This is a genomic window from Acidovorax sp. Root267, assembly GCF_001429215.1.
GTDB classification, from domain to species: Bacteria; Pseudomonadota; Gammaproteobacteria; order Burkholderiales; family Burkholderiaceae_C; genus Acidovorax; species Acidovorax radicis.
The window spans coordinates 359,633-382,161 of sequence record NZ_LMJC01000012.1; the positions used below are offsets into that span (position 1 = coordinate 359,633).

General features: G+C 62.2%; 20 protein-coding genes. 13 read left to right on the forward strand and 7 right to left on the reverse strand.

Translation table 11 applies throughout. The features are described 5' to 3' along the window. Positions 1–237: 237 nt before the first annotated feature. The gene (locus ASE39_RS11205; protein WP_010465065.1) at positions 238–1,905 is read right to left on the reverse strand and encodes a methyl-accepting chemotaxis protein; all 1,668 of its coding nucleotides are present in this window, start codon (positions 1,903–1,905) and stop codon (positions 238–240) included. Positions 1,906–2,023: 118 nt separating this feature from the next. Continuing rightward, positions 2,024–4,267 (reverse strand): heavy metal translocating P-type ATPase, encoded by a 2,244-nt coding sequence (locus ASE39_RS11210; protein ID WP_057271174.1) that lies wholly within the window; start codon positions 4,265–4,267, stop codon positions 2,024–2,026. A 167-nt stretch (positions 4,268–4,434) separates the two neighbouring features. Here ASE39_RS11210 and ASE39_RS11215 point away from each other — a divergent pair, with 167 nt between their 5' ends. Both ASE39_RS11215 and cueR read left to right on the forward strand, forming a co-directional pair. Beyond that, positions 4,435–4,638 carry a cation transporter gene (locus ASE39_RS11215; protein WP_029414201.1) on the forward strand — a complete coding sequence of 68 codons (204 nt, stop codon included), beginning with the start codon at positions 4,435–4,437 and terminating at the stop codon, positions 4,636–4,638. 36 nt (positions 4,639–4,674) lie between these two features. Further along, complete coding sequence (gene cueR, locus ASE39_RS11220) at positions 4,675–5,241, forward strand: Cu(I)-responsive transcriptional regulator (protein ID WP_348981576.1); 567 nt, start codon at positions 4,675–4,677, stop codon at positions 5,239–5,241. A 66-nt stretch (positions 5,242–5,307) separates the two neighbouring features. On the opposite strand, the gene ASE39_RS11225 is transcribed toward cueR, so the two are convergent. After that, complete coding sequence (locus ASE39_RS11225; RefSeq protein WP_057271175.1) at positions 5,308–6,105, reverse strand: TetR/AcrR family transcriptional regulator; 798 nt, start codon at positions 6,103–6,105, stop codon at positions 5,308–5,310. A 155-nt stretch (positions 6,106–6,260) separates the two neighbouring features. Between ASE39_RS11225 and ASE39_RS11230 the strand changes: the two genes are divergently transcribed. The 7 genes from ASE39_RS11230 to ASE39_RS11260 all read left to right on the forward strand — a co-directional run bounded on the left by ASE39_RS11230 (position 6,261) and on the right by ASE39_RS11260 (position 13,738). After that, the gene (locus ASE39_RS11230; protein WP_057271176.1) at positions 6,261–7,103 is read left to right on the forward strand and encodes an ABC transporter ATP-binding protein; all 843 of its coding nucleotides are present in this window, start codon (positions 6,261–6,263) and stop codon (positions 7,101–7,103) included. Beyond that, entirely contained in the window at positions 7,100–7,990 is an 891-nt protein-coding gene (locus tag ASE39_RS11235) for a branched-chain amino acid ABC transporter permease (RefSeq protein WP_057271177.1), read from the forward strand. Before ASE39_RS11230 ends, ASE39_RS11235 begins: the two co-directional genes overlap by 4 nt. Then, positions 7,990–9,027 carry a branched-chain amino acid ABC transporter permease gene (locus ASE39_RS11240; RefSeq protein ID WP_057271178.1) on the forward strand — a complete coding sequence of 346 codons (1,038 nt, stop codon included), beginning with the start codon at positions 7,990–7,992 and terminating at the stop codon, positions 9,025–9,027. The genes ASE39_RS11235 and ASE39_RS11240 overlap by 1 nt, the downstream gene beginning before the upstream one ends. Before the next feature lie 17 nt (positions 9,028–9,044). Beyond that, positions 9,045–10,226: an ABC transporter substrate-binding protein gene (locus ASE39_RS11245; protein ID WP_057271179.1), complete on the forward strand. Its 1,182-nt coding sequence runs from the start codon at positions 9,045–9,047 to the stop codon at positions 10,224–10,226. A 13-nt stretch (positions 10,227–10,239) separates the two neighbouring features. Then, positions 10,240–11,058 (forward strand): ABC transporter ATP-binding protein, encoded by an 819-nt coding sequence (locus tag ASE39_RS11250; RefSeq protein ID WP_057271180.1) that lies wholly within the window; start codon positions 10,240–10,242, stop codon positions 11,056–11,058. Continuing rightward, positions 11,055–12,857 carry an AMP-dependent synthetase/ligase gene (locus ASE39_RS11255; protein WP_057271181.1) on the forward strand — a complete coding sequence of 601 codons (1,803 nt, stop codon included), beginning with the start codon at positions 11,055–11,057 and terminating at the stop codon, positions 12,855–12,857. The genes ASE39_RS11250 and ASE39_RS11255 overlap by 4 nt, the downstream gene beginning before the upstream one ends. 86 nt (positions 12,858–12,943) lie before the next feature. Next, a complete protein-coding gene (locus ASE39_RS11260; protein WP_057271182.1) occupies positions 12,944–13,738 on the forward strand; it encodes an enoyl-CoA hydratase-related protein in 795 nt (264 codons plus the stop codon). Positions 13,739–13,768: 30 nt separating this feature from the next. Here the strand turns inward: ASE39_RS11260 and ASE39_RS25805 are convergent, their stop codons facing one another. Next, the gene (locus ASE39_RS25805; RefSeq protein ID WP_082606917.1) at positions 13,769–13,939 is read right to left on the reverse strand and encodes an MAPEG family protein; all 171 of its coding nucleotides are present in this window, start codon (positions 13,937–13,939) and stop codon (positions 13,769–13,771) included. A gap of 159 nt (positions 13,940–14,098) precedes the next feature. Between ASE39_RS25805 and ASE39_RS11265 the strand changes: the two genes are divergently transcribed. The 3 genes from ASE39_RS11265 to ASE39_RS11275 all read left to right on the forward strand — a co-directional run bounded on the left by ASE39_RS11265 (position 14,099) and on the right by ASE39_RS11275 (position 17,109). Further along, a complete protein-coding gene (locus ASE39_RS11265; RefSeq protein ID WP_057271183.1) occupies positions 14,099–14,281 on the forward strand; it encodes a hypothetical protein in 183 nt (60 codons plus the stop codon). A gap of 22 nt (positions 14,282–14,303) precedes the next feature. Next, on the forward strand, positions 14,304–15,053 hold the full coding sequence (locus tag ASE39_RS11270) for a gamma-glutamylcyclotransferase (protein ID WP_057271184.1): 750 nt from the start codon (positions 14,304–14,306) through the stop codon (positions 15,051–15,053). A 94-nt stretch (positions 15,054–15,147) separates the two neighbouring features. Next, positions 15,148–17,109, forward strand: coding sequence for a beta-galactosidase (locus tag ASE39_RS11275; protein ID WP_242421411.1), 1,962 nt, complete (start codon positions 15,148–15,150; stop codon positions 17,107–17,109). A 43-nt stretch (positions 17,110–17,152) separates the two neighbouring features. Here the strand turns inward: ASE39_RS11275 and ASE39_RS11280 are convergent, their stop codons facing one another. From ASE39_RS11280 to ASE39_RS11285, 3 genes are all read right to left on the reverse strand, one after another. Next, positions 17,153–19,084: an acyltransferase family protein gene (locus tag ASE39_RS11280; protein WP_140426750.1), complete on the reverse strand. Its 1,932-nt coding sequence runs from the start codon at positions 19,082–19,084 to the stop codon at positions 17,153–17,155. Continuing rightward, positions 19,081–20,097 carry an acyltransferase gene (locus ASE39_RS25810; protein ID WP_082615399.1) on the reverse strand — a complete coding sequence of 339 codons (1,017 nt, stop codon included), beginning with the start codon at positions 20,095–20,097 and terminating at the stop codon, positions 19,081–19,083. Before ASE39_RS25810 ends, ASE39_RS11280 begins: the two co-directional genes overlap by 4 nt. A gap of 162 nt (positions 20,098–20,259) precedes the next feature. Further along, a complete protein-coding gene (locus tag ASE39_RS11285) occupies positions 20,260–21,324 on the reverse strand; it encodes a recombination-associated protein RdgC (RefSeq protein ID WP_057271187.1) in 1,065 nt (354 codons plus the stop codon). 340 nt (positions 21,325–21,664) lie between these two features. On the opposite strand from ASE39_RS11285, the gene ASE39_RS11290 reads away from it, so the two are divergent. Continuing rightward, on the forward strand, positions 21,665–22,222 hold the full coding sequence (locus ASE39_RS11290; RefSeq protein ID WP_010465025.1) for a Spy/CpxP family protein refolding chaperone: 558 nt from the start codon (positions 21,665–21,667) through the stop codon (positions 22,220–22,222). Positions 22,223–22,529 lie beyond the last annotated feature (307 nt).

Consider the following 22,529-nt stretch of genomic DNA (forward strand, 5'->3'; position numbering starts at 1 on the left):
CCCAGGTTAGACACAGCCCGAGGGTGCCACGCGGCGCCATGCACGCCCATGACGCAGGTCAATAAATGGACAGCGACCTGCACGCAGCGCCCTGCAGTGCCCAGGGCCCTGCGAGCACACCCGCATGCGAAGAGCTGGTCTGCGTTCTGAACGCAAAAGGCCCTGCAAGCCAACACTGCAGGGCCTTCGATGCCGGCCCGCGCAAAGGCGAGCAAAGGGGCGCTCAACGTTGCCAGATCAGCGCGCCAGCCGCGCCTGCGCGGGGGAAGCCAGCGCCTGGGACTCTGCATAAGGCGCCGCCACGCTGCTGCTGCGGTGGGCAGGGTGGCCATGCCCCATGGCCTCCGCCAGGCGGAACTGCTGCACCACCTGCGACAGCCGCGCCGCCTGTTCCCGCAGCGACTCGGCAGCGGCGGCGGACTCTTCCACCAGCGCCGCATTCTGCTGGGTCATGCGGTCGATTTCGCCCACCGACTGGTTCACCTGGCCAATGCCAGCCGACTGCTCGGACGCAGCCGCCGTGATCTCGCCAATGATGTCGCCCACGCGCTGCACGCTGCTCACGATGTCCTTCATCGCCGTGCCCGCGTCTTCCACATGGCGCACACCGCCGTCCACCGCCGTCACGCTGCTCTGGATCAGGCCCTTGATGTCACTGGCCGCAGCCGCCGATCGCTGGGCCAGGCTGCGCACTTCGCTGGCCACCACGGCAAAGCCCCGGCCCTGCTCACCTGCCCGCGCGGCTTCCACGGCAGCGTTCAGCGCCAGGATGTTGGTCTGGAAGGCGATCGAGTCGATCAGGCCGATGATGTCGCCGATCTTGCGGCTCGACGCAGAGATCTCGTGCATGCTGGCCACAGCCTGCTCCACCACCGAACCACCGCGCGTGGCGGTGCTGGAGGCCGACGCCGCCAGCTGGTTGGCCATCTGCGACGACGACGCTGTCTGCTGCACCGTGGCGGTGAGCTGCGACAGCGAAGACACGGCCTCCTGGGCATTGCTGGCCGTCTGCTCGGTGCGCTGCGACAGGTCCTGGTTGCCGGTGGCGATCTCCTGGCTGGCCGTGGCGATGTTGCCGCTGGCATCGCGCACTTGCGCCACCAATGCTCCCAGGCCCTGCTGCATGTCGCGCAGCGCACGCTGCAGGTCGGCCACTTCGTCCTTGCCCTCGGCAGCAATGTGCTGCGAGAGGTCACCCCCCGCAATGGCCTGCGCCATCTTGCGTGCGTCTTCCAGGGGGCGGCAGATCGAGTTCATGTTCATCAGCGTGGTGGGCACCACCACCAGCACGGTGATCAGCACGGCCAGCACAAACAGCCATTTCGTCTCGTTGGATACCTGGCCCTGCTGCTCCACGGCCTTGGCGACATCGGCGCGCAACACGGCATCGAGTTCTCCCACCAGCTTGTCGGCCTGGTCGAATTCGGCCACGGCCTTGCCGCTCATGCGGTTGGCGATGGTGGCCGTGTCGTAGCCACTGGCCTCCAGCTGGCGGGCCACATGGGCGAACAGTTCGCGGTAGCTGTCCAGGCGCTTCACAATGTTGCGCACCACGACGTTGTCGGCATCCTCATCGCCCTCCAGAAACTTGGCCGCAATCTTCTTGGCCTTGTCCTGGCTTTCCAGCCATTTGGCGTGCGAGGCCTTTACGGCCTCCGGCTTTTCGTAGCCGATGATCATGTCCTTCTCGAACTGGCGGATGGCCCCCATCTCGCCGCGCAACTCCGCCATGTAGCCCACCTTGGCGAAGGAGTTGTTGGTGAAGTCCTCGCTCATCGCGTGGATGCGGAACATGCCCAGCATGCCCGCCCCCCCCAGCAGTCCCAGCAGGCCCAGCACCACGCCGATGGCCCCCAGCATGCGCAAACGTATGGTGAACTGCCGCATGAGCGAGAAGAGATTCATGATCTGTCGTCCTTGATATGGGTATGCCAATGCGTCCGCCGCCCATCCCCCGGGGCCACAGATTCGCAACAAATCGTTGCAGTTTGCCAGACATCGATGACCGCGCCATACCTATTTATCACATGCGCCACCGCTTGAGTAAGAGGGCATTCGCCATCACGCTGACCGAACTCAGCGCCATCGCTGCCCCCGCCACCACCGGGCTCAGGTAGCCCAGCGCCGCCAGCGGGATGCCGGCCACGTTGTACGCAAACGCCCAGAACAGGTTCTGGCGGATTTTCATCACCGTACGGTGCGAGATGTCCAGCGCGGCTGCCACCAGCATCGGGTCGCCGCGCATCAGCGCGATGCCCGCCGCATGCATGGCCACATCCGTCCCGTTCCCCATCGCCATGCCCACATCCGCTGCGGCCAGCGCAGGGGCATCGTTAACGCCGTCGCCCACCATCGCGACATGATGGTGCCTGCCGTCGCTGCCCTGTTGCAGCGCCACCACCTTGGCCGCCTTGTCCCCCGGCAAGACCTCGGCCATCACCTCGCCCGCGCCGGGGTCCAACCCCAGGCGCCGGGCCATGGCCTCGGCCGCGCCCCGGTTGTCGCCCGAGATCATCACGGTGCGGATGCCGCGTGCCTTGAGCGCCGCCAGCGCCTCGCGCGCGCCGGGCTTGGGTTCGTCGCCAAAGGCCATGACCGCACGCAATGCCAACCCTTCTGTGACCCGCTGGGCCACCGCCGATACCGTGGCGCCTCCGCGCTGCAAAGCATCCGCACGGTCTGACAACGGGCCCAGAGCCACCCCCAGCTCCTGCATCCAGCGCAAGCTGCCCACCAAGTAGCTCTGGCCGTCCACCTCACCCTCAGTGCCGCGCCCAGGCACGGCGCGCACATCCTGTGCTGTCGCCACGCGGATCTGCCGCTCGCCCGAAGCAGCCACCACGGCACGCGCCAGCGGGTGTTCGCTGCCGCTTTGCACGGCCGCCACCGCCGCCATCACGGCAGCCTCGTCCAGGCCGGGCACCACCTCAAACGCCGTCAGCCGGGGTTGCCCCACGGTCAGCGTGCCCGTCTTGTCAAAGGCCACCACATCCACCTTGTGCGCCAGCTCCAGCGCCTGCGCGTCCTTGATCAAAATGCCGTTCTTGGCCGCCACCCCCGTGCCCGCCATGATGGCCGCTGGCGTGGCCAGGCCCAGCGCACACGGGCAGGCAATCACCATCACCGCCACGGCGTGGATCAACGCGGCCTCCACGCCCACCCCCATCCACAGCCACCCCAGCAGCGTGGCCAAGGCAACCACCAGCACCACGGGCACAAACACGGCAGACACCTGGTCCACCAGCCGCTGGATGGGCGCCTTGGCCGCCTGCGCGTCTTCCACCAGTCGGATGATCTGGGCCAGCACCGTCTCGGCCCCCACGGCCGTCACGGCCATCACGATGCGGCCATCACCATTGATCGAGCCACCCGTCAGCGCCGCGCCCACATCGCGCGCCACCGGCAGGGGCTCGCCCGTCAGCATGGATTCGTCCACCTGCGTGTGGCCCTCGTGCACCGTGCCGTCCACCGGAAAACGCTCACCTGGCCGCACCACCAGCCGGTCGCCCACCAGCACCTCGGCCACCGGCACATCCACCTCGCCCTGCTTGGACAGCAAATGCACCACATCCGGCCGCAGCGCGTGCAGCGCACGGATGGCCGCCGTGGTCTGGCGCTTGGCGCGCGCCTCCAGCCACTTGCCCAGCAGCACCAGCGTGACGACCACGGCCGACGCTTCAAAGTACAAATGCGGTGCATGTCCTTCATGGGCCGTGAGCCACAGCCACATCGACAGGCCCCAGCCCGCACTCGTGCCCAGCGCCACCAGCAAATCCATGTTGCCCGACAGCGCCTTGGCCGCATGCCAGCCCGCCTTGTAAAAGCGCGCCCCCAGGATGAACTGCACCGGCGTGGCCAGCACGAACTGCACCCAGGCGGGCAGCATCCAGTGCTGGCCGAACAGGTCACCGACCATCGGCAGCACCAGCGGCGCCGACAGCAGCAGGCCGATGCCCACGGGCATGAAGCCGGCCCAGGGTGACAGGTCTTCGGGCACATCGTCTTGCCCTGCGGCACGCGGCTCGTAGCCCGCGTTGCGCACCGCGCGGCGCAGCAGCGCCTCCACCGCAGCCGCATCGGCACCCACGCTGGTGGCGAAGGCAATCCGCGCGGACTCAGTGGCCAGGTTGACCGAAGCCTCCTGCACGCCCGGCACCTTGCGCAGCGCACGCTCCACGCGGCCCACACAGCTTGCGCAGGTCATGCCGGAGATGCCGAGGTCCAGCGAATGGACGGCCTCAGAGGAATCGAGAGTTGGAGTGTTCATGGCGAGGATGGTGATCCTTGATGTGATGGCAAGGTCAAGCATTGATATTGATCAACCCTCACATCATGAGTGTCTTGAACGTGGTTTGACTCTGCCACGATGTCAAGCTTCAACATTCGCTTCGGTCGCTTCAACGGCCCTCTTGAAAACCAACCCGAGGACACCCCATGACAACCACCACGACTTTCCAAGTTCAAGGCATGACCTGCGGCCACTGCGAACGCGCCGTCACCCAGGCCGTGCAGCAGATCGACCCCGACGCCCAGGTGCGCATCGACCGTGCCAGCGGCAAGGTGGATGTGGACAGCACGGCACCCCGTGAGGCCCTGGCTGCCGCCATTGCCGAAGAAGGCTACACCGTCGCGGCCTGAGTGCCACGCCACCATGCACCCAGCGAGGGCCACACCATGACCACGCCCCACTCCACGCGGACCACGGCGGGCCAAGCCGCCAACGGAAGTAACGGCAGCAAAGGCAGCACTGGCATCACCGACACCAAGGCCGCTACGAAGCCCCGCGCCACCTCCTGGCCCGTGCCCATCGGCGTCGCTGCCCAGCGCGCGGGCATCTCGGCACGCATGGTGCGGCACTACGAATCGCTGGGCCTTGTCAAAGGCGTGGCGCGCACCGACAGCGGCTACCGCCAGTACACCGAGGCCGACGTGCACGCCCTGCACTTCATCCGGCGCAGCCGCGACCTGGGCTTCTCGATGGAAGAGATCGCCGAACTGCTGGACCTGTGGCACGACCGCAGCCGCGCCAGCAGCCAGGTCAAGCGCATCGCCCAGGCCCACATCGAAGACCTGAGCGAACGCATTGCGTCGATGCAGGCCATGCAGCGCAGCCTGCAAACGCTGGTGTCCTGCTGCAAGGGCAACGACCGGCCGGACTGCCCGATCCTGGATGACCTGGCGGCGGGGCAGGTGGAACACAGCGGCGCAAGGGCACCCCACAAAACGCTATTAAAAAAATAGCTGTCAGCGCTTATCTATCAAGCGCCAGAGGCCAATTTTTCTCAAATCCTGGTTTAGCAAGGCCTGTCAGGCCCCGCCGGACCGCGCTGGGGCCTTGGCTTTGCCGCCTGCCACCCTGCGTTGGGTGGCTGGAGCCGAAGCAGCGTCCGATGCCGCGATCTTTTCTGACCGCCGCAGCACCCCATCGCACAGCGTCGCAATGCACTGCTGCGCTACCTGCTCGGGCGTGTATTCGCCACCCGGCTGGTACCAGCGGCCGATCCAGCTCAACGCCCCCGCAATCACAAACGCCGTCATCTTCGGGTCGCACGGCTGCAGCGAGCCTTCTGCCACACCCTCGGCCACCAGGCGGCGGAACTCCTGGTCGATGGCGGACTTGAGGCGGCGCAGCTCCTTGCGGCTCTCGGGCGGCAGCTGCTCGTCGCCCACGCGGATCAGGCACATGCCGAAGTCCTGCGTGACGATGCGCGCATACACCTGCATGCAGGTCATAAGCTGGTCGATGGCCTTGCCGCCAGCCGCGCGCGAGGCGTCGATGCCTTCGAGCATCATCGTGAGCCCCTTGCTCACGCACTGCAACAGGATCTCGTCCTTGTTCTTCACGTAGTAGTACAGCGTGGGCTTGGTCACGTTCAGGCGCGCGGCAATGTCGTCGAGCGAGGTGGCGTGAAAGCCGCGCTCGTTGAACAGCTGCGCCGCAGCCTGTAGCACAGCGTTGCGCTTGGCCTCGCGCTGGCGCTCACGGTGCGACACCGGGGCCCAGGGCGAAGCACTGGCCGGGTCAGACTCCGGCGCTGCTGACGAAGGTCGTGGCGCCGCTCGCGGGGCGCTGCGGGGGGACGATGCCGCTTTGGCAGAGGGCATGGGTGGCGATTCCTCGGGAAAGTACGGATGCTGAATGGGGTGGCGGCTTCCAGAATCTACTCACGAGTAAACAGTTTACGCACAAGTAGGAAATTTCTGCTGGGTCCGGGAGAAATTTCTGTCAAAAGCTGCAGTCAACCCGTATTAGAAAGCCAATGGAGACAACCCCTTTCGGCCCCCCTGCCGCCGCCCCCCTGCTCCAGGTAGATGGCGTGACCCTGGCGTTTGGCGGCGTGAAGGCGCTGACCGGTGTGGGGTTTGATGTGCAGCCGGGCTCCATCACCGCCGTCATCGGCCCCAACGGCGCGGGCAAGACCTCGCTGTTCAACACCATCTCGGGCTTTTACCGGCCCAGCCAGGGCTCCATCCGGTTTCAGGGGCAGGACATCACGCGCATCCCGGCGCCGCAGCGCGCCAAGCTGGGCCTGGGACGCAGCTTTCAGAACATTGCGCTGTTTCGGGGCATGACCGTGCTCGACAACATCAAGCTGGGCCGCCACGCGCACCTCAAAACCAACGTGCTCGACGCGCTGTTCTACCTGGGCCGCGCGCGCCGCGAAGAGGCCGAGCTGCGCCGCGACATCGAAGAACGCATCATCGACTTCCTCGAAATCGACCACATCCGCCACGCACCCGTCTCGGCCCTGCCCTACGGCCTGCAAAAGCGCGTGGAGATGGCCCGGGCCCTCGCCATGCAGCCGCAGATCCTGATGCTGGACGAGCCCGTGGCCGGCATGAACCGCGAAGAGACCGAAGACATGGCGCGCTTCATCCTCGACGTGCGCGAAGAGTGGGGCGTGACGGTGCTCATGGTGGAGCACGACATGGGCATGGTGATGGACCTGTCGGACCATGTGGTGGTGCTCAACTTCGGCCAGGTCATCGCGCAGGGCACGCCCGCACAGGTGCAGGCGGACCCCGAAGTCATCCGCGCCTACCTGGGCGCCGGTGATGTGGGCGACCTGCGCGCCAAGCTGCAGGGGGTGACCACCGCATGACCGGCAACTTCGACTGGGCCTATCTGTTTGAGATCAGCCTCACCGGCATCGCGGGCGGCGGGCTGTACGCCCTCGCTGCGCTGGCCTTCGTCATGGTTTACAAGGCCACGCGCGTAGTGAACATCGCCATTGGCGAGCTGCTCATGGTCGGTGCCTATCTGTTCTTCACCTTTGCCGCCACGTTTGCGCTGCCGCTGTGGCTGGCCATTCCGGCGGCCGTGCTGGGCACAGGCCTGCTGGGTGCCGTGATCGAGCGCACCATGATCCGCCCGCTGCTGGGCGAGCCACCCATCTCCGTTTTCATGGTCACAGTGGGCCTGGCCTCGGTGCTCGTGGGCCTGGTCGAGATGATCTGGACCGCCGACCAGCGCCGCCTGCCCGACTTCATGCCCAGCCAGCCCATCATGGTGGGCGACGCGTTCCTCGCGCCCAAGGTGTTTTGGGGTGCGGTGATTGCCATCGTGTTCATCGCGGCGGTGCTGGTGGTGTTCCGCTTCTGGCGCGGTGGCGTGGCCCTGCGCGCCACGGCCAGCGACCAAGCGGCCGCGTATTCGGTAGGCATCAACGTGCCGCGTGTGTTCTCGCTGGCCTGGGTGGTGTCGGCCATGATCGCAGCGGTCTCCGGGATCATCGTCGGCTCGATTGGTGGCATCTCGTCCAGCATGGGCGTGTTCGGCCTGTCGGTGCTGGTGGTGGTGATCGTGGGCGGGCTCGACAGCGTGCTGGGCGCACTCATCGGGGGCGTGCTCATCGGTTTGATCGAAGCGCTGGCCGGGGCCTACCTGGGCGGCGAATACAAGCTGCTGGCCACCTTCATCGTGCTGGTCGCCGTGTTGCTGGTGCGGCCCTATGGCCTGTTCGGCACCCACGAGATAGAGAGACTCTGATGCGCATCGGAACCCTCAAGGAAACCTACATCGCCGACGCGGCGCTGTTCGACTCGCGCACGCAAAAAGTGTGGCTGGCCGTGGGCGCCACGCTGCTGGTGCTGTTCCCGTTCATGGCCAGCGACTACTGGCTGTACCTGGCCTGCCTGGTCAGCATCAATGTGGCCAGCGCCACGGGCCTCAACATCCTCACGGGCTACACGGGGCTGGTCAGCCTGGGGCAGGCCGCCTTCATGGGCCTGGGCGCCTACACCGTGGCCGTGCTGGAAACCAAAGTAGGAACGCCCTTTGTGCTCAACCTGCTGGCCGGTGGCTTTGTCGCCATGCTGGGCGGCATCGTGGTGGGCATTCCTTCGCTGCGCGTGAAGGGGCTGTACCTGGCGATTGCCACCATTGCCGCATCGTTCATTGCGCACTTCATCTTTGCCAACTGGAAGTTCACCGGCGGCACCGGCGGCCTGAGCGTGCCGCCCGCCAAGCTGTTTGGCATGGCGCTCGACACCTCGTTCCGCCTGTACTGGCTCATCGTGCCGGTCACCCTCCTCATGCTGCTGGGCGCGGCCAACCTGTTCCGCACGCGCGTGGGCCGCGCCTTCATCGCGATTCGCGACCGCGACATCTCGGCCGAGGTGCTGGGCATACCGCTGCTGCGCTACAAGCTGCTGTCGTTTGGCCTGTCCTCGTTCTACGCAGGCGTGGCGGGCGGGCTGTGGGCGTACTTCTTTCGCGTGGTCACGCCCGAGAGTTTTCCGCTGCTCATGTCCATCTTCTTCCTCGCGGCCATCATCGTCGGCGGCATGGGCTCCATCCTGGGCGGCATCCTGGGCGCGGTGTTCATGACCATGGTGCCTGAGCTGCTCAAGCTCGTGGTGGGCCTGCTGCCCGGGGGTGCGGAACTCACCGTGTTCCTCTCGCCTGTACGCACCGTCATTTTTGGCCTGCTCATCATCGGTTTCCTCGTCTTCGAGCCCCATGGCCTGGCCGAAGTGTGGCGGCGCATCCGCCGTTTTTTCCATCTCTGGCCTTTCCGCAACTAAACCATTCAGGAGACAACATGGACACACCACACACTTCCCTCCAGCGCCGCCACCTGCTGCTCGGTGCCGCTGGCGCCGCCGCACTCACCAGCCCGCTGTCGGTGCTGGCGCAGTCGGGCGAAGACATCGTGATTGGCGGCTCCATCCCGCTCACGGGTGTGTTCGCGTTTGCGGGTGTGGGCATCAACGCAGGCATTGGTGACTACGTGAAGATGGTCAACGATGCTGGCGGCATCAAGGGCCGCAAGCTCAAGTACGTGCCCGAGGACACGGGCTACAAGGTCGATGTGTCGGTGGCCGCGTACAAGAAGATCACCAGCCAGAACAAGGTGAACCTGTACTACGGCGACTCCACCGGTTTCTCCAAGACCATCAACCCCGAGCTGGACCGCGCAGGCACCACGCTGATGGCCGGGGCCTCGTTCGCATCCGAACTGAACGACCCCGCCAAGTACCCGAACCAGTTCCTGGTGGGCCCCGACTACACGGAGATGTTCGGCATCCTGCTCAAGCACATCGCCAAGGAAAAGCCCGGCGCCAAGGTGGCCTTTGTGTACTCTGACTCCGAGTTCGGCCGCGACCCCATCGAGAAAAGCGATGCTGCCGCCAAGGCGCTCGGCCTGTCGGTGCCCATCAAGATCATGACGCCCGCCGGCAGCGTGGACGTGTCCACCGAAGTCATCAAGCTGCGCCGCGCAGCGCCCGACTACACCATCTTCCACGGCTACATCCTCGCGCCCATCCCCGAGTTCATCACCCAGGGAAAGCAGCAAGGCATGACCAGCAAGTGGATGGGCACCTTCTGGACCATGGACAGCTCCACCGTGATGAAGATGGGCGAGGCCGCCGATGGCTTCATGGGCGTGATGCCCTACCGCTACTACTACGACACCGAGAAGGCGCCGATGCTGGAGAAGATCCGCGCGCTGCGCCCCGAGTACCAGAGCACGGCCTACATCCAGGGCTTCCTGGCCGCCATGCTGTTCACCGAATCGGCCAAGCGCACGCTGGATGCGGGCAAGCCACTCGATGGCAAAAACCTCAAGGCCGCGCTCAACAGCATCAAGGACTTCGACACCGGCGGCCTGATCGGCGTGCCGATCACCATCAGCGGCAACTCCATCCCCGTGGGGCGCGTGTACCGCGCCGACATGAAAGCGCAAAAAATGGTGGCCGCGTCTGACTGGATCAAGCTCTGACCTCGCCTTTGCCATGACCCAGCCAACCCCGGCCAACGTCCTCGAAGTCAACAACATCGAGGTCATCTACAACAAGGTGGTGCAGGCCCTGCGCGGCCTGTCGCTGGCCGTGCCACGTGGGCAGATCGTGGCGCTGCTGGGCAGCAACGGGGCAGGCAAAAGCACCACCCTCAAAGCGGTTTCGGGGCTGCTGGCGCTCGAAGACGGCACGGTGGAGAGCGGCAGCATCCACTTCAATGGCCAGCCCACAGCGGCCTTGGCGCCGCAGCAGCTGGTGCGCAACGGCCTGAGCCACGTGATGGAAGGCCGCCGCGTGTTTGAAGACCTCACGGTCGAAGAAAACCTGGTGGCGGCGACCTATGCGCTCACGGGCCGCAAGGATGCAACACCGGACTTCGACCTGGTCTACAGCTACTTTCCGCGTCTGCATGAGCGGCGCAAAGGCCTGGCCGGGTACCTGTCGGGCGGTGAGCAGCAGATGCTCGCCATTGGCCGCGCGCTGATTGCGCAGCCCCAGCTCATCCTGCTCGACGAGCCCTCGCTGGGCCTTTCTCCGAAGCTGGTCGAAGACATCTTCACCATCATCGCGCGCATCAACGCCGAGCGCGGCACCAGCATGCTGCTGGTGGAGCAGAACGCCACCGTGGCCCTGGCCGTGGCGCACCGGGGCTACATCATGGAGAACGGCAAGATCGTGATCGACGGCACGGCCGAGCGCCTGGCCAACGACCCCGATGTGCGCGAGTTCTACCTCGGTATGGGCGGTGGCGGCGAGGCCAAGAGCTTCAAGGACATCAAGCATTACAAGCGTCGCAAACGCTGGCTGTCATGAGCACACTTCCCGACCTCACCCTGCCCCAGATGCTGCGCGAACGTGCGCGCACCGACGCGCAGCGCATCGCCATCCGGCAAAAGGACTTCGGCATCTGGAAGCCCTTCAACTGGGCGCAGTACCACCAGCGCGCCAGCCACTTCGGCCTGGGCCTGCGGGCACTGGGCCTGCCTGCGGGCGGGCATGTGGGCGTGATCTCCGAGAACCGCATCGAATGGGTGCTGGCCCAGATGGGCGCAGGCCTGGTGGGCGCCGTGACGGTGGGCGTGTACCCCACCAGTCCCACCAACGAAGTGGCCTATGTGGTGGGCCATGCCGACATCGAGATCATGGTCTGCGAAGACCAGGAGCAGACCGACAAGCTGCTGGCCGCACTGCCCGAGCTGCCGCGCCTGAAAAAGATCGTGGTCATGGAGACCAAGGGCCTGCGCAGCTTTGCGCCCGAGGTGCGGCAGTTCATCACCACCTTTGACGAGGTCGAGCAGCTGGGCGCAGCGTCGGGCCAACAAACCATCATCGACGACGCGCTCGCACGCCAGCGGCTGGATGACGTGGGCCTGATGATCTACACCTCAGGCTCCACCGGCAAGCCCAAGGGCGCGATGATTTCGTACCGCAACATCCGGGGCGTGGTGCCGGGCATCGTGGACCGGCTGGAGCTGTCGCGCGAGACCACGCACCTGTCGTACCTGCCGCTGTGCCATGTGGCCGAGCAGATGCTCACCAGCTTTGTGCCCGTGTACATCGGCTCGCAGGTGAACTTTGGCGAGTCCATCCGCACCGTGCAGGAAGACCTGCGCGAAGTCGCACCCACCATGTTCCTGGGCGTGCCGCGCATCTGGGAAAAGCTGCACGCCGCCATCCACATCAAGCTGCAAGAGACCGGTGGCCTGCGCCGCACGCTGTTCCACAAGGCCTACAACGCCTGCAAGCCGCTGGCCGAGAAGCCGCACAGCAACTGGAGCGCTGGCGACAAGCTCACTTATGCCGCCAGCTACTGGCTGGTGTTCCGCGCGCTGCAGAACTTCATCGGCCTGCGCAATGCCCATGTGGCGCTCACCGGCGCCGCGCCCATTCCGCCCGATGTGGTGCGCTTCTTCCGCGTGCTGGGCGTGCCGCTCATCGAGGTGTATGGCCTGACCGAATCCACCGGCATGGTCACGGGCCACCGGCTGGACCATGTGGTGGTAGGCACCGTGGGCGTGCCCACGCTGGGCGTGGAGCACCGCATTGCGGACAACGGAGAGCTTCAGATCAAAGGCGAGATGGTGTTTGCGGGCTACTACAAGAACCCCGAGGCCACGGCCAGCAGCATCGTGGATGGCTGGCTGCACACGGGCGACGTGGTGCGCGAATCGCAAGGCCAGATCCAGATCGTCGACCGCCTGAAAGACATCATGATCACGGCCGGCGGCAAGAACCTCACACCGTCCGAGATCGAGAACACGATGAAGGGCAGCCCCTTCATCAAGGAATGCATCATCGTCGCCGAAGGCCGCAAGTTTGTGGGTGCGCTGGTGATGATCGACTACGAGACCGTGGGCAAATGGGCCGAGGCGCGGCGCATTCCGTTTACGCACTTTCGCTCGCTGGTGGAGCACCCCGAGGTGCGCGGTCTCATCGACGCCGAAATCAACCAGGGCAATCAGCGCCTGGCGCAGGTCTCACAAATCCGCAAGTTCCACCTGCTGACCAAGGAGCTGGACCACGACGACGGCGAGGTGACAGCGACGATGAAAGTGCGTCGCTCCAGCATCTACAAGACCTACGCGGCCGAGATCGAGGCGCTGTACCACTAGCCCGGGGCCCACCACTTTCCGCGTAGATTACTATCAAAAAAGGAGCTGTCAGCGCTTATCCATCATGCGCTAGAGGCCAATCTGACATGAAAACCACCGCCGCCCCGACCGCCCCCCTGCTGCTGGAACGAAACGGCGCCATCGCCACGCTGCGTTTCAACCGGCCCGATGCGCTCAACGCCATCGACGTGCCCATGGCCAACGCCGTCCTCGCCGCCGTGCAGACCGTTGCCGCCGACCCTGGCGTGCGCGCCGTGGTGCTGTGTGGCAACGGCCGGGGTTTCATGGCCGGGGGCGACCTGGCCACGTTGCGGGCCGACCCGGTGCAGGGCGCCATCGACATCCTCACGCCGCTCAACGCAGCACTGCTCCTGTTGGCACAGATGAACGCGCCCGTCATCGCCCAGGTGCACGGCGTGGCAGCCGGTGCGGGCCTGAGCCTGCTGCTGATGGCGGACTACGTGATCGCCGCCGAAGGCACGCGCTTCAACCTTGCCTATATCAACCTGGGCGCCAGCTGCGACGTGGGCGCATCGTGGGCGCTGCCGCGCCTGGTGGGCGTGCGCAAGGCGCTGGAAATCGCGCTGATGGGTGAAGCATTCACGGCCGACGACGCCCTGCGCCTGGGCCTCATCAACCGCATCGTGCCTGCCGTCGAACTGGAGACTGCCACCACCACCCTGGCCCAGCACCTGGCCGCCGGGCCCACCGTGGCCTACGGCGCCATGAAGCGCCTCATGCGCGAATCGATGGACCGCCCCCTGCCCGAGCAGCTGGCTGCAGAAAAGGACGCCTTTGTGCACTGCGCAGGCACCGAGGACTTCCGCGCGGGGGTAGAGGCCTTTCACCGACGCCAAAGCCCGCAGTTTGTGGGCCGCTGATTCGAAGCCGAAGCGAACGCCACAGCGGCGTCAGTTCGCACCCGCCACCTGCACCGCAACCAGCCAGCCCCACATCCTCAACACCGCCACAAAGTTGACGGTGAACACCAAGCCACGCAGTCGCACATTGGTGGTGAGGATCTGACCCAGGCTGTGCGCAACACGACCAGCCACAAAGACCCACGCCAGCGCGGTCTGCACCGCATCGTCTGATTGGTCACGATTTCAGAACACTCCGTTGGCCTGCCCCTTGTTTATCTGGGCGCTGTCGCCCTCTACAGTTCACGCAATGCCATCGCCTGACAGGCAAAAAAAGCGACCACCCATACAACCCCCCGCCAGCACCCGGACAACCCCACCATGATCACTGTCCGCGCAACCACGGACCGAGACCAATCCTCCACCGGCTGGCTGCGCAGCGCCCACCGCTTTTCGTTTGGCAGCTGCTGTGGCCTGCACGACCCCAGCCATGGCAACGTGCTGGTGCTGCTCAACGACGGCGTGGGCGCCGAGGTGCTGGTGTTCGATGTGGCACACCGATAAGCTGCTGCCAAACTGACTGCACATGACCACGCCAGACGCCTTTGCCCACCTGCCTGAGCTGCAAGGCCAGCTCATCCCTGCCCATGCCTCGGGCCTGCGCCTGACCGACGAAGTGCTCGCCGAATGGGATGCCCAGGCGCGCGGCCAGGGCCTGCCCGCCCACTGGCGTCTGCCCGATAGCGATGTGGAACGCTCGCGCCGCCAGGTGCTGGACGCCATCACCGCACGGCAGGACGACCTGTGGGTGTTTGCCTATGGCTCGCTGATGTGGAACCCGGGGTTTCACTTTGACGAAGTGCGCAAGGCCACCCTGCCCGGGTATGTGCGCCGTTTTGCCCTCGGCACCACCATTGGTCGAGGCACACCCGATTGCCCTGGCCTGGTGCTTACGCTGCAGCGTGACAGTGACAATCACGCGGGCCAGCAGTGCGAAGGCCTGGTGTTCCGCATCCCCGCCCCGCTGGTTCCCGAGGAGTCACGCCTGCTCTGGCGCCGCGAGATGATCACTGGCGCCTACTGCCCCGCACTGCTTCCACTGCAGACCCCACAAGGTACTGTCAACCAGGCGCTGGTGCTGACGGCCAACACGGCCCACACGCACTATCGGGGTGACCTGTCGATGCAGGCCACCGCCGCCACCATCGCCAGCGCCTGTGGCCGCATCGGCAGCAACCGCGAATACCTTGATCAGCTGGTCGCGCAATTCAGCGTGCTGGGCATCGAGGACCCCTATGTGCATGCGCTGGCGGAGATGGTGCAGAGGGCCTGCTGAACGAGCTTCTCAGCACACAGCGACGCACTGCAAACCTGCGCCGGTGTAGCGCAGTACAAGATCAAAGTGCCCCTGTTGTTCATGGAACAATGGAATGGAAGCCCCTCTCGTTGCAAGAGTTTCTCCCACTCAGCGAGTGGCGCATCTTGTGAATCCAGGCCGCCCAACACCTTCTACGAACCTCTCTTCCAGCGCTTTGATGAAAAAATTTCTCCGCATTGCCGCCATCCTTGTTTCGTTGGTTGCGCTGACCACCCATGCAGCCCCACCCGCCCCCGTTTCCAGCATCATCGTTATGCCCTGGGACCTCAATCAGAACAAGAATCTGCCCAGCGAACTCAAGGCCCAGGGCTTCAGCCACGCCACCATCTATCTGAACTGGTCCGATATCGAGCGCCGCAAGGGCCAGTACGAATTTGCCCACTACCACCGCCATCTGGATGCCATCGTCAACGGCGGCTTGTCGCTGCTGCTGGTCATTGACATGGGTGGACGCCCCTACAAGGACGAAACCGGCCAGCTCGTGCCCCACATGTCAACGGTGCCGCAATGGATCACCACAGCGCATCCGGACATGGCCATGCGCAATTTCTCGGGCGATCCGAGCTGGCAACCCGACTTCACCGATGCATCGATCAGGAACTACGCGGACCCGTTCATTGCGCAAACGGTCGATCACTTTTCCAAACGCTACCCCGGCAAGGTTCTGGGCTACGCCATCGGCCTCCAGGAAGAGCACGAAATCAAGTATGGGCAAATGGGCTATCAGTGGAGGGACTACAAAGAGTCCACACAGAATGCGTTTTTCAACAAATACAACGCCAAGCAACCCATCATCAACTACAACAACAACATCGCTGCAGGTGTGCCCAAAGCAGAACCCCTGCTGCATGCCCACAAGGAATTCCGGGAAGCCCGGCTCCAGGAAGCCACCTGTGCCTACGCCAACGTGATCCGGAGCAAGGGTGCAGAAGCGATTGGCTACTTTGCGGAGACCTTCACGTCGCATGACGCCATCTACGCCACCGGTATTGTGGAAAAACTGGCCCCATGCATCGACATCGCGGTCATTGATTTCAATTTTTACGACGGCTACGGCCTGGTGGCAGATCCGGATGTGCTGCCCACACTTGCCAACTACATGGGCTCGCTGGGCTACAAGAAGATCATGGTCGGTGCCTACGCAGAGCGGTGGGAAGCGGCCAAGAAAACGCCAGAACTTTTCCCCGTCATCCAGCGCTCGATCGCCCAATCGCTGTCCCAGGCCCGTGTGGTGGGCTACGAAATCGGGGGGCTCCAGCACCAGGCAGGCAGTGGCTCGCTGGCAAACCTGCAACTGAACAAAATTCACACCAGCACTGCCAAGCCTGATCCCGCCGCGACGGCTGGCCCGGACCGCCGGATCAGGATTGGCATCCTGGGCTCCACCACCAATTTCCACGTGTGGCACGGTGAAAAAAGCGCGGACAGAAACACCCACCGCGATGCATTGTTCGCGTCCTACAAGATCCTGAGCAGCGAGCCCGGCATGCAGATCCACGTCATCGGCGAAAAAAACCTTCTCGCAGACGACCCCATCATCCAACAGCTGGATGCCATCCTGGTGCCCCACCAGGTGGCCATGCCGCAAAGCATCAAGACCAAGTTGACCGCTTACTGGAAAAACGGCGGCGCGCTCATTCAGGACATGCGTCTGGGTGAATTCGACGAAAACGGCAAACCCACCTTTGACTGGATGCACGAGGTATTCGGCATAGCCAATGTCGAGTGGAAGAAGAACGGCGGCATCTTCCTGATCGACGGCAAAGTCTACCGGCTCAAGCCTTCAAAACGCTTGTACGCAGGTTACGCGTCGATCACGCCCCGCCCCGGATACCGAATACTGGCCACAGAACTGCTTCAACGGGAACAAGGCATCTTGGTGAAAGGCGAACGCACTTTGGCATTCGGGTTCATGCCGCAACTGGTCGCCGATTCAACCCAGGATGCGTGGAAGAAACTGTTTGTGAGCGAGATTGCAAAAGTGGCCACCAAACGGCCTGCATTGCAAAACTGAAAACCCGCCAGACCAGGGCCCGGAGGCCCTGGGGCCACAGGCTTCATGGCGCCAGCGCGTCTTCAATCTTGCGAGCAAGGGCAGCCGCCATGAGCTGGCTCCCGGCCGTAGTGAAATGGCCTGGGTCGATGTACATCTGTACCCCCTTGTGGTTGATATAGCAGTACTGAGCATCGCAAAGCTCATCGAGCGTGTTCAACACATGCACGCCTTGCAACCCGCCAATCACCCGTTCCACCATGGCGTCGTATTCCCGTCTTTCAGCATCGACAGCATCCCTGGCCCGCAAACATTCAGCGGGCTCGCGGCGCAAGGCGGGCCGGACATCACCAGCGCAGCCTGTCACATTCAGCAACACCGAATGAATAGGAATGGACTTCACCAACACCACTTTCTTCTGTTTGGCCACCAGCCGCTCCAGGGTGCGCCGCAGGCCGCGTTCATACGCCTGGGTCGATGTCTCATTGGGCCCCGCACCTTGGATACTGCGCAGGCTATTGCCAGTGAAGTAAATCAAGTACACATTCGACAGAACAACCAAGCGGACGTCTGAATCAGCCTCAAGGCGACGCAATACCTGTTCAGTCATCTGCGGGGTACCCACATGTTCTGGATGCGGCACATAGCCCGGCCGGTACCTGACCCCATCAAGGTAGGGCCAGCCCGGCGTGGACGCGACCTCCAGTCGACTCCCATACAGCAACGAGAGGCCGTAGAACAAGTGCCCGGCATTGCTGTCACCCACCAGTGCTACCTTCCCCTGGCTTTTTATCTCCGGCTTGTCGTAAGCGGTCAATGCTGCGTTGGGGTAGGGCACACCGGTCAACGGAACCTTGCCAGCAAAGCCGAGCCAAGCGATCCCTCCTGCCACCGTCATCAGCGCCAAAAGCAGGACTGCAAGAAATCTCCTGCTTTCCACATGCTTGGACAACGGTCTTTCAACGCCATGGTGGGTCAACACGGCCAGAACGATCGAAGCCAGAACCGCCAAATTTCGGTGGGATGACGACCACTGCCCATCTCCCAGCAGACGTACGAATACCAGCAGCGGCCAATGCCACAGGTACAGCGGGTAACTCAGTTTGCCCACATAAACCATTGCGGGATGCGAGAGCACCTTACGGTTGAACCAAGCGCCAGGACCCGCCAGCACCAGCATTGCAGCAGCCATCACCACCGCAACGGTGTAGAAACCTGGAAAAGCGGTGGCATCCATGAACACAACCTGGGTGGCAACCAGCAACGCAATGCCAGACCATCCCGCAATATTCAATACATCCTGCCGCTGCTTGTCATAAGGAGCATTTCCGGACGGGTTGCTGCAGGATTGCCACTGAATACAGGCAATCACCCCTCCAGAGGCCAACTCCCAAAGGCGCCCGAACGGCAGGTAGAAGCCCGCTGCCTGACTTTTGTTCGTGAGGATGAGATTCACCACCATCGAGCCAAAAACCACGACAAGGGAAACCGTCACCATGGAGCGTTTCGTACGATGTGCCCAGAGCAGGATCAATGGCCACAACAGGTAAAACTGCTCTTCTACCCCGAGCGACCAAAGATGCAGCAACGGCTTGAGTTTGCTGGCTACATCCCAGTAGCCAGACTCCAGATAAAAATGAATGTTGGCTGAAAACAAGGCACTGAACAGCGCCGACTTACCCATTTGCGCATATTCGCCCGGGTACATCAGCGCAGGGCCCAAAAGCAAGCAGACCAGAAGCACCAGGATCAGGGCAGGGAAAATACGGTTGATTCGGCGAACGTAAAAATCCCTGATGGAAAAGGACCCCTGGGCCAACTCTCTGCACAGAATGGATGTGATGAGGTAACCCGAAATCACGAAAAACAGGTCTACACCCACGTATCCATTGGGCAGGCTGGCTGGAGATGCATGAACCGCAAGCACCATTAATACCGCAATGGCGCGCAATCCATCAATATCGGGACGGTATTCTATTTTTTTACCCGGATTCACTGAGCCACCAAAATTGTTTTTGGTTTCTTTTTTGCCATGTTCATGAATGGCTGCTCAATCAGTCTATAACTCATATAAGAAAGAATCACGGTTGCAAATAATGCCAAGAACATTTGATGATATTTATTATCAACAAATTGAGATGACAACACAATCACAGGATAGTGAATCAAATAAAATGAATATGATATATCAGAAAGAATTTTTACCGATTTTGGATTTTTATAATCATTATTTTCTAAAATCAAAAAGAGTGCGGACACTCCAAGCCCCGTTAGAAATATAGGCGATGGAAATACTGGCTCCCATGACTTAAAAAGTACAACGGTGGATATAAAAATAGCCAGCAATGCTGCCTTATCATATTTCGGTTGTTTGACCGCAATCCACGCACCGAAAACAAAAAATGGCATCTGGGCAATTGCATTGTTATGAACAAAGAAATACACATATATTCCTTCCATACTATCAACCAGAGGATGCCATTTTGTACCTCCATATACCCAGATGCAGGCAACTAGCACAAAGCCTGCCGTGATCTTGGATGGATTTTTAACAAACCTTGTAGCAATAAGAAAAGCGATGACATACCACACCACCTCGATGGTCAACGTCCAGCTGACACTCAAGGCGTTGTATTTCAGATATGCTTCCGGAAAAAAATGCTGAAGAAACAATAGATGGATCAACAGACTTTTGAAGTCAACCGAATCAGATTGAAATTGGCCAAAAACAAAAGAAAATAAAACAAACCAAAATAGATATGCTGGATATATTCTAAAAACTCGTTGTTTTATATAATCCCCAGCGGAATAACGAAGTGCACTCTGAATAATCAGATATCCACTGATAACGAAAAAAATCTGTACTCCAATCCATCCGCCAACAACTCCAAAATACGGAATAGAGACAACATTCAAAGAGTGAAGATGATTTATAAAAACCAGAATCACTGCAGCCGCTCTTAAAGTCTCGATGGAATGATTTTTTGATGAAAGGGTATTAATATTCATCAGAATATTTTATGGCAAGAAATTTAAATATTAACTACCAGAATTGGTAGGTGCTGATTGCGTTTCACGCAACCCTCGGACGAAAAACAATCCGTCGTATTTTGGGCAGGGCACTTTGCCTTAGAGGGGACGAACCACCTTCGCGGCACGCCCTTTACACCCTCAAAACGGCGCCGACTCCGGATCCGTATCCACCGGGACTTGCGCAGGCCCCGTCACCACCCCACCAGCACCACTTTTTCGCGCAGGTGCTGAGGTCGTGGCGGCACGTGATGCCACGGAAGGCGCGGGCATGCTGCCTCCTTCCGAGGCCACAGCAGCCGCCGCACTCGCCACTCCACTCTCCGCCTCCCCCCCCAGCGCCTCGATCAGATCCGGAATCAGCTTGACCAGCTCTCCCGTGGCAATCGCTACGTCGGTGTCAAAACCGCCGTCGTCCGCCTTGGTGCCTTCGAACACGGTGTCCAGAAACGACACCTTCTTGATCTGCAGGCCTTCGGTGAGCATGAAGGAGACCCGGTCGTCCCAGGTCAACGCGAGCTTGGTGGGCAGTTTGCCGGCGTCGATGTGGGCTTGCACCTCTTCGATGTCGAGCGGGTGGCGGGCATAGCGCACCACGGCTTTTTCTTCGGTGGCGCTTTTGAGCTCACATTCGCGGTCCACCGTGAAGCCCACGGGCGGCTCCTGCTCCTTGAGCCAGTGGGACATGGCGGCCTGCGGGCTGGTCTGGGTGTTGATGAGCGACACCGACAACCCGGGCAGCGCTTCGATCAGCAGGGTGACCACTTCATCGGCCCGGCCCTGGCTGGACGTGTCCAGCACCAGCAGGCGCGATGTGGTGTCAATCCATACCCACATCGATCCCTGCTTGGTGAAGGCCATGGGCAGCAGGTCGAGTTTGGCCTCGTCCTTCAGCTCCTTGCTTTCCTTCTTGCCAGGCTTGCGGCCGGTTTCCTGCTCGATGCGCTCGGCCTTTTCCTTCACGCGGCGGGCCAGCACGCTACCAGGCAATACCTTGGACTCGACCATGAAGCGCAGGATCCACTGGCCCCCGACCGACTCGGCGAGCGGGCCGTGCGCATCACCGCGCGGCGGCACCCAGCCCAGGGATTTTTCCTGCGTGGCACCACATTCCAGGAAGGGCACCTTGGCCAGGGCTTCTTCCACTTGCGTCAATTCGACCTGCCATTGCTGCGCAATGCGGTACACGATCATGTTCTTGAACACGGAAAACCTTTTGTTGGGAAATCGTTAAACAAACCACCGGCAAACGCCGAACACGCCATTGTCGACGGTCGCTGCCAGCTCCCCTGCAAGCCCCGCCTTCGGTACGAAAAGCTCACATGTATACGCTACTTTTTTTATAGCTTAAAAAGCTTATTGATAAAGCGGTAGATACCATTTTCACCTGACATCTATTCGATGGAAGGCGAGCAGCTTCTTGTCACAACTTTACACAGCCTCACCCAACGGGTATGGCGGCGATACATGCGGGGCGGACACTGGCCCTCAATCGCCGGAACGGTCGTCCTGGCGAGCCCCCAACCCCTGTGAAAGGATTCACACCATGGTTTTCAAATTCCAACACCACCTGGCCGCCACCGCTGTTCTTGCTGCCCTGGCCCTGCCGGTGCTGGCGCAACAACCGCCCGCTGCCCCGCCGGCAGCAGGCGCCACGGCCCCTGAAGGCCGCCACAAGGCGGGTGACCGCCATGAACGCCACCAGGCCCACATGGCCCAGCGCATGGCAGCCCTCAAGGGCCAGCTCAAGTTGACTGCCGCACAAGAACCCGCCTGGACGGCGTTCACCGCCGCAATGCAACCCGGTGAACGCACGGCCCGCCTGGACCACAAGGACATGGACAAGCTGACCACCCCTGAACGCATCGACCGCATGCGGGCCCTGCGCGCCCAGCACGCTGCCGAGGCCGACCGCCGTGGCGAGGCCACCAAGACCTTCTACGCGGCCCTGACGCCCGAGCAACAGAAGACGTTTGACGCCCAGGCCCACCGGGGCCACCGCATGGGCGGCATGAAGGGCGAGGGAGAAGGCCGGCACGGGCACCACGGCATGCGCGGTGGCGAAGGCCACCATCCCAAGCCGCCTGCCGCACCCGCAAAGTAAACCTTTGGCCCAGGTCTCGGGTTCTACCGCTTAGGCGGTTGCCTCCTTCCTTCTTTCCTTTGCAAAGCCCGGAGTCCTCGACGGACCCCGGGCTTTGTGCTTTTTAGGGCCGCTGCAGGCGTCCATCCAAGCCCATTGTGGATAACGCTGGGAACAGTTCTGGCACAACCTGCAGGTTATCCACACCAAATGGCAATAGCTGGAAGTTGTTGTCTGCGAGCCCCGGCCTTTGTGCAGGCCGCCACACAGACTTTGCAGCGACGCAAGCCCGCGCCAGCATTGGTAAAAATGGGCTTGTCCACAGAAA